The 6,000-nt window shown below is 37.9% G+C and carries 3 protein-coding genes; 1 reads left to right on the top strand and 2 read right to left on the bottom strand.

Annotation, left to right across the window (positions count from 1 at the left end):
* Positions 1–657: 657 nt before the first annotated feature.
* Together purB and F6K15_RS21695 are read right to left on the bottom strand one after the other, a co-directional pair.
* Positions 658–1,953 carry an adenylosuccinate lyase gene (gene purB / locus F6K15_RS21700; RefSeq protein ID WP_293064181.1) on the bottom strand — a complete coding sequence of 432 codons (1,296 nt, stop codon included), beginning with the start codon at positions 1,951–1,953 and terminating at the stop codon, positions 658–660.
* Positions 1,954–2,476: 523 nt separating this feature from the next.
* Positions 2,477–3,244: a proteasome-type protease gene (locus F6K15_RS21695; RefSeq protein ID WP_293064179.1), complete on the bottom strand. Its 768-nt coding sequence runs from the start codon at positions 3,242–3,244 to the stop codon at positions 2,477–2,479.
* A gap of 746 nt (positions 3,245–3,990) precedes the next feature.
* On the opposite strand from F6K15_RS21695, the gene F6K15_RS21690 reads away from it, so the two are divergent.
* Positions 3,991–4,947, top strand: a complete 957-nt coding sequence (locus F6K15_RS21690; protein WP_293064176.1) for an RNA polymerase sigma factor, RpoD/SigA family — start codon at positions 3,991–3,993, stop codon at positions 4,945–4,947.
* Positions 4,948–6,000 lie beyond the last annotated feature (1,053 nt).

The raw sequence follows: 6,000 nt of genomic DNA, 5'->3' as shown, positions 1-6,000 counted from the left end.
ATATATTAGTCGCGGGCGGGCAGTCCGAGACATTAAACGGACGCGGAGGCAAGCGTAAGACTACTGCAAAAGTAGCAGCAGCCTGTGAAACGTCAACCCACCGAGGAGCTAAGGCTCGGTAGGAATCCCCGCGCCTTTAGGCCGGGGAGGATGTCAATGCGTAATTAATTTTGCCTAAGCAGCGTTTAAATTTGTGGGGTGCATTGTAACGCACCCTACGCCATTAACCAAATTAAATTATTAAAATTAAGGAGTTTATTATGGGATTTTGACAAGACTGATGGCAAGGTACAAAAATAATTTTCTCTAAATCATGCCAATAATGTAAAACAAATGATATAGTTCCGCTCAACTCGGTCTTACTTTAATTGGGTGCAGTTAGCGGAACTACAAATTGAGATTTTTTCTTATAGAAACTTCTGTTTAGGAGCTACCAAAATCCTTAATTGAAATTACTGATCAATTCAGTTTCAAAAACAATTAAACCAAATTCAACGCTATAATTTGGCATGAATAAATAAGTAAGTTATAGCTTCAATAATTCAACCTCAATTGTCAAAACAGCCAAGTATTTTCTTGGTGTCTTTTTCTTGAACGCTCAACATTTAAAAGTCACTATCAAGGGAAAAAAAATCTCTACATACTCAAAATCAAACTTCAAATACCTAATCTTTGATACACATCATCCAAATGTTTTAAATGATGTTTCGGATCAAAACAAGCTGCAATCTCTGCCTCAGATAACTTACTTTTAATTCCTTCATTCTTGCAAATCAAATCCTGAAAATTACCATTAGGTTGATTCCAAGCTTGATGGGCACAAGACTGAACAATCTCATAAGCATCCTCTCGAATCATGCCTTTTTCTACTAAAGCCAAAAGCACTCGCTGACTAAAAATTACCCCTCCATAAACATTCATATTTCGCTTCATGTTTTCTGGGTAAACTAACAAATTTTTGACTAAATTAGTAGTTTCTTTGAGCATAAAATGAGTTAAAATGCAAGAATCTGGCAAAATCACTCTTTCAACAGAACTATGGGAAATATCCCGTTCGTGCCAGAGAGCAACATTTTCCAAAGCGGCAACAGCATGACCCCGCACAATTCTCGCCATTCCCGTTAACCTTTCCGAACGAATGGGGTTACGTTTGTGAGGCATAGCACTCGAGCCTTTTTGACCCTTAGAAAAATATTCCTCAACCTCTAAAACATCCGTACGTTGGAGGTTACGAACTTCCACCGCAAAACGTTCTATAGAAGCAGTCAGCAACGCTAAAGTTTGCACATACTCAGCATGGCGATCGCGTGAAATTACTTGAGTAGATGCAGTATCCGGTTGAAGTCCCAGTTTTTGGCAAGCGATCGCCTCAACTCGTGGGTCAATATTTGCATAAGTTCCCACTGCTCCAGAAATCTTACCCACAGCAATATTATCCCGCATTTTTACCAATCTCTGGCGGTTCCGACAAACCTCTGCCAACCATCCTGCCAACTTAAAACCAAAAGTCATAGGTTCCGCATGAATACCATGGGAACGACCCACCATTACTGTTTCCCGATGCTGTTGTGCCTGATAGCGAATTGCTTGTCCCAACTCTTCAACACATGATAATAACAAATCCAGACTCGCAACCATCTGTAATGCTAATGCAGTATCCAAAACATCAGAACTTGTCAACCCTAAATGAATATACCGCCCAACATCACCAACATATTCATTCACATTTGTCAAGAAAGCAATCACATCATGGCGGACTTCTGCCTCAATTTCAAGAACCCGCTTTGGGTCAAAATTAGCCTTGGCCTTGATTTCTTCTACAGCCTCAGTAGGTATATAACCTAGTTCTGCCTGAGCTTCACAGACAGCTATTTCTACTTGTAACCAAGTTTTTAGCTTGGCATTCTCAGTCCAAAATTCACCCATTTCGGGCAAGGTGTAACGTTCAATCACACTCTATAATAAAACTAAAACAACCGTTACATTGTATAGCAGGGAACAGGGAACAGGAAATAGGGAACAGTTGGAAAAAAATTTTCTAGTCTAAGATTCATTTTAAAAGAAGAAACGTTCAATCACACTCTATAATAAAACTAAAATAACCGTTACATTGTATAGCAGGGAACAGGGAACAGGAAATAGGGAACAGTTGGAAAAAAATTTTCTAGTCTAAGATTCATTTTAAAAGAAGAGGTGTAACTACCAAAATTTTTCGGTGAAGCTACATTAGAGGGATAGAATTTTGTTCTACTTGCGCGATCGCTCAGTAATTAACACAGACAGAATCACCTTGCGTGATAATTATCACGCTAGGAGCGCATTAATTAATTCTCTGTAGGGACGTTGCATGCAACGTCCCTACTCCCTCACTCCCCCACTCTCTTCCGTATCCGTGTATCCGTGCCATAATCCGTGTGAGCCACTCCCCCACTCCCCCGCTCCCTCACTCCCCCACTCCCCCACTCCCTTCTTTTGTTCAATCAATCAAAATATCTTCCTGAGATTCTTGAGAATCATGTAACCAGTTTAAATCTGGCATCTCATCAAGAGCTTGCTTAATAGACTCCTCCCATAACTTTCGCACTTTAGCTAAATAAGGATCGCCCAGACGCATTTGCAGGCGATGCCGAATTTGAAAACTATCCTTTTCATACATCACCAAATTAATCGGAGGTCCCACAGAAAGATTAGATTTCATTGTCGAATCTAGAGAAACTAAAGCACATTTAGCAGCAGCTTCTAAAGAAGTAGAAAAACTTAAAGCACGGTCTAAAATTGGTTTGCCATACTTAGTCTCACCTATTTGTAAAAAAGGTGTTTCTTTTGTAGCAGAAATACAATTCCCTTGAGAATAAATCAAAAATAATTCCGGGTCTTGTCCTTTAATTTGACCCCCCAGTAAAATACTGCATCCTGTGTCAATTCGATCCTTTTGTAGCCAAGAGCTGTCTTTTTCTTGAATCTCTCGAATTTTACCTCCAATGTAGCGAGCAATTTCGTAAAGGGTAGGAATAGTATGAAGATTAGTATTCTCAGAAATCTTGAAGTCTTTTTTTAGTTCAGTGATTACTCCTTGAGTAATTGACAAATTTCCAGAAGTGCTGATGAGGATAACCCTCTCTCCAGTCACAGAAAAATCAAATAGCTTTAGGTAAGTGGAAATATAGTCTACTCCCGCATTAGTACGAGAGTCAGAGGCCATTACAATACCAGATTCAGTAATAATACCAAGGCAATAAGTCATATATTAAGTCACTCAACCGTTTCGCGGAAGCCAAAAACAAGTACGTAATTCTGAGGAAACTTTTCGGTGCGGAAATGCTAGGCAAACAGAATTAAAGACACACTTTAAGACAGTCAAAAGTCTAAAATTAAAAGTCAAAAGTTAAAAAAATATTTTATATACTCTTTTTTTGACCTTGTTAAGCATTTTTGCAAAGTTTTTGTGATTTTGTTGTACAGGATGCAATTTTTTTAAGGATTTATGAGTAACCTCTTATAGTTAATTCAACTTATTTAGGTAATTAAACTTACTCATCCGGAAAACCATGCTTTAGGTATAGCCATAATACGTAATAAATGTTAACATTCTTAACATACTATTGAGTAGTGTAAAGTCCATAGTAATTATCTTAGAGATATAGGAAACGAAAAGGCTCTACTTTAGTCCCATCCGATCTGGATTCTGTACTAAAGTACTTAAACCTTAGTTAAGACACAATCTAAATTCTCAAAAAATAGTAAAACTTCTTTTATTGTCCACAAATTCTTACAAATTAGAGTCAAAAGATAAAATATAGCTTATTTTTTTGACCATATCTCAAATCCATAACTTAGGATTTCTATCGGCCAAATTAACTAATAAATGGCCATAAAACAAATTTATTTAAAAAAATTCAAGGAAAGCACAATACCCGCCCGCTTTTCTTGCTAACTCAAAGCAGGGTAATTCAAACCCTACCAGTAGAGATATCTAGCGGGAAAAGAGTTATGAAGACAAAAACCTCAGACACCGATTCTGTACGCACTTACCTCAGAGAAATTGGCCGTGTACCCTTATTAACCCACGAAGAAGAAATTCTTTATGGAAAACAAGTCCAACGCTTTACAGCTTTACATGAAATAAATCAGACCCTTGCTGAGAGTTTAGGCCGTAAACCGACAATAGCAGAGTGGGCTGAGGCCACAAACTTATCGAGTCATGAATTGCAGCGAATTATTCGCGAAGGTGAAAGAGCCAAACGAAAAATGGTGGAGGCAAATCTACGATTGGTAGTATCTGTTGCTAAAAAGTATATCAAACGAAATGTAGATTTGCTTGACTTAATTCAGGAAGGCACTATCGGTATGCAGAGAGGGGTAGAAAAGTTTGACCCTACCAAGGGTTATAGATTTTCCACTTATGCTTATTGGTGGATTCGCCAGGCCATAACTAGGGCCATAGCAGAAAAAGGTCGTACAATTCGTTTGCCGATCCACATTACAGAAAAGCTGAATAAGATTAAAAAAGCCCAACGCCAACTAACTCAAGAGTTAGGACGTTCTGCCACTACCCATGAACTAGCAGAAGAACTAGGTTTCACTCCAAAACAAATTCGTGAATGTTTGGAACGCGCTCGCTTACCTCTTTCACTAGATCTACGAGTAGGGGACAATCAAGATACGGAGTTGGGAGACTTACTTGAAGATACGGGAGCTTCTCCAGAAGATTATGCTCTCCAATCTTCCATGCGTACTGATTTAGAATCAATTATGACTGACTTGACTCCCCAACAAAAGCAAGTTTTGGCCTTAAGATTTGGCTTGGAGGATGGGCAAAGTATGACTCTCTCAAAAATTGGCGATCGCCTAAATATTAGTCGTGAAAGAGTAAGACAAATAGAAAGAGAAGCTCTTAGTAAACTTCGTAAGAGAAAACAAGATATGAATGATTATTTAGCTAGTTAACTTTTCTGGCGGAAAGTCCCCTGCTATAATATTCGATTCAGCGCCGTATGAGAGGGCCAGATAATGGAATAGTAATGGACACAGAGGGAGGACATCACCTCTGTATAACCTGTAAATCCTCTACGGGTCGAATAATCCCGCGTTGTCGTTCAAGGGCAGCGTCGGGACAATTTAACTAATTTACAAGTCAGAAGTCACAAGTCAGAAGTTATTTTTTTCATTAATTGATAATGGATAATGGATAATTACCTCTAGTTAAAACCGTTCTTGATTGAATATAAGGAAATATTATTTTTTTTCCCCTTAAAAGGGGAGGCTTTAAACCAGAATTATTTGACTATTAATTATTCGGTAATGGGGATTTGAGCAAAGCTCCAAAAATATTTCGCCTTAAAAGGTCTGGTTTTAAATCCAATTATTTTGATAAAACACTTGTTAACCCTGTACATAATATAGAATAAAAGGCAGAGGAAATAAAATACTTTTTCTCTGCTTGAGGGTTTTCATACTCTAAATCAATTTATCGCTAATTATCGCTAATATCACGTCCGTTGGTATTGTTTGTGCAAAAGTTGGGATATCTACATTTATTCTTATTTTTTACTTTTAAATCTACTTTATTCTTATTCTTTACTTTTAGATCTTCTTCCTTACCTGAACTTTATCGCACCGCTCCTATCGGACTTGAGTTCGATGGACATTGAAGGGTTCAAAATGTACAATAAAAAATTGCATTTTCATAGAGCTTATAAAAATAAAGATCGAATTTTCTCCCAACCAATATAGCAGTCTAAGAAAAGGGCGCGGACAGCTCAAGAATATAAAACTTAGACCAGGTAAGATTTTTCCTTCTGCCTTCTGCCCTCTGCCTTCTGCCTTCTGCCTTCTGCTATACCTGTAGTTATAAGTTCGGTTATACCTACCCTGATGTGACAATTATGCTGTTACATTAGTTTATAGGATGTAAAGATATTAACAACCGCAATATATGATGTGGTTAATTTAATCAACCACACTTGACTTGTCGATATAAATCAAGTTTCTGAAACGGAG

It is taken from the genome of Okeania sp. SIO2B3, from assembly GCF_010672525.1.
Classification (GTDB): domain Bacteria; phylum Cyanobacteriota; class Cyanobacteriia; order Cyanobacteriales; family Microcoleaceae; genus Okeania.
The sequence above is the reverse complement of the archived record's forward strand: the minus strand, read 5'-3'. Positions and strand labels throughout refer to the sequence as shown.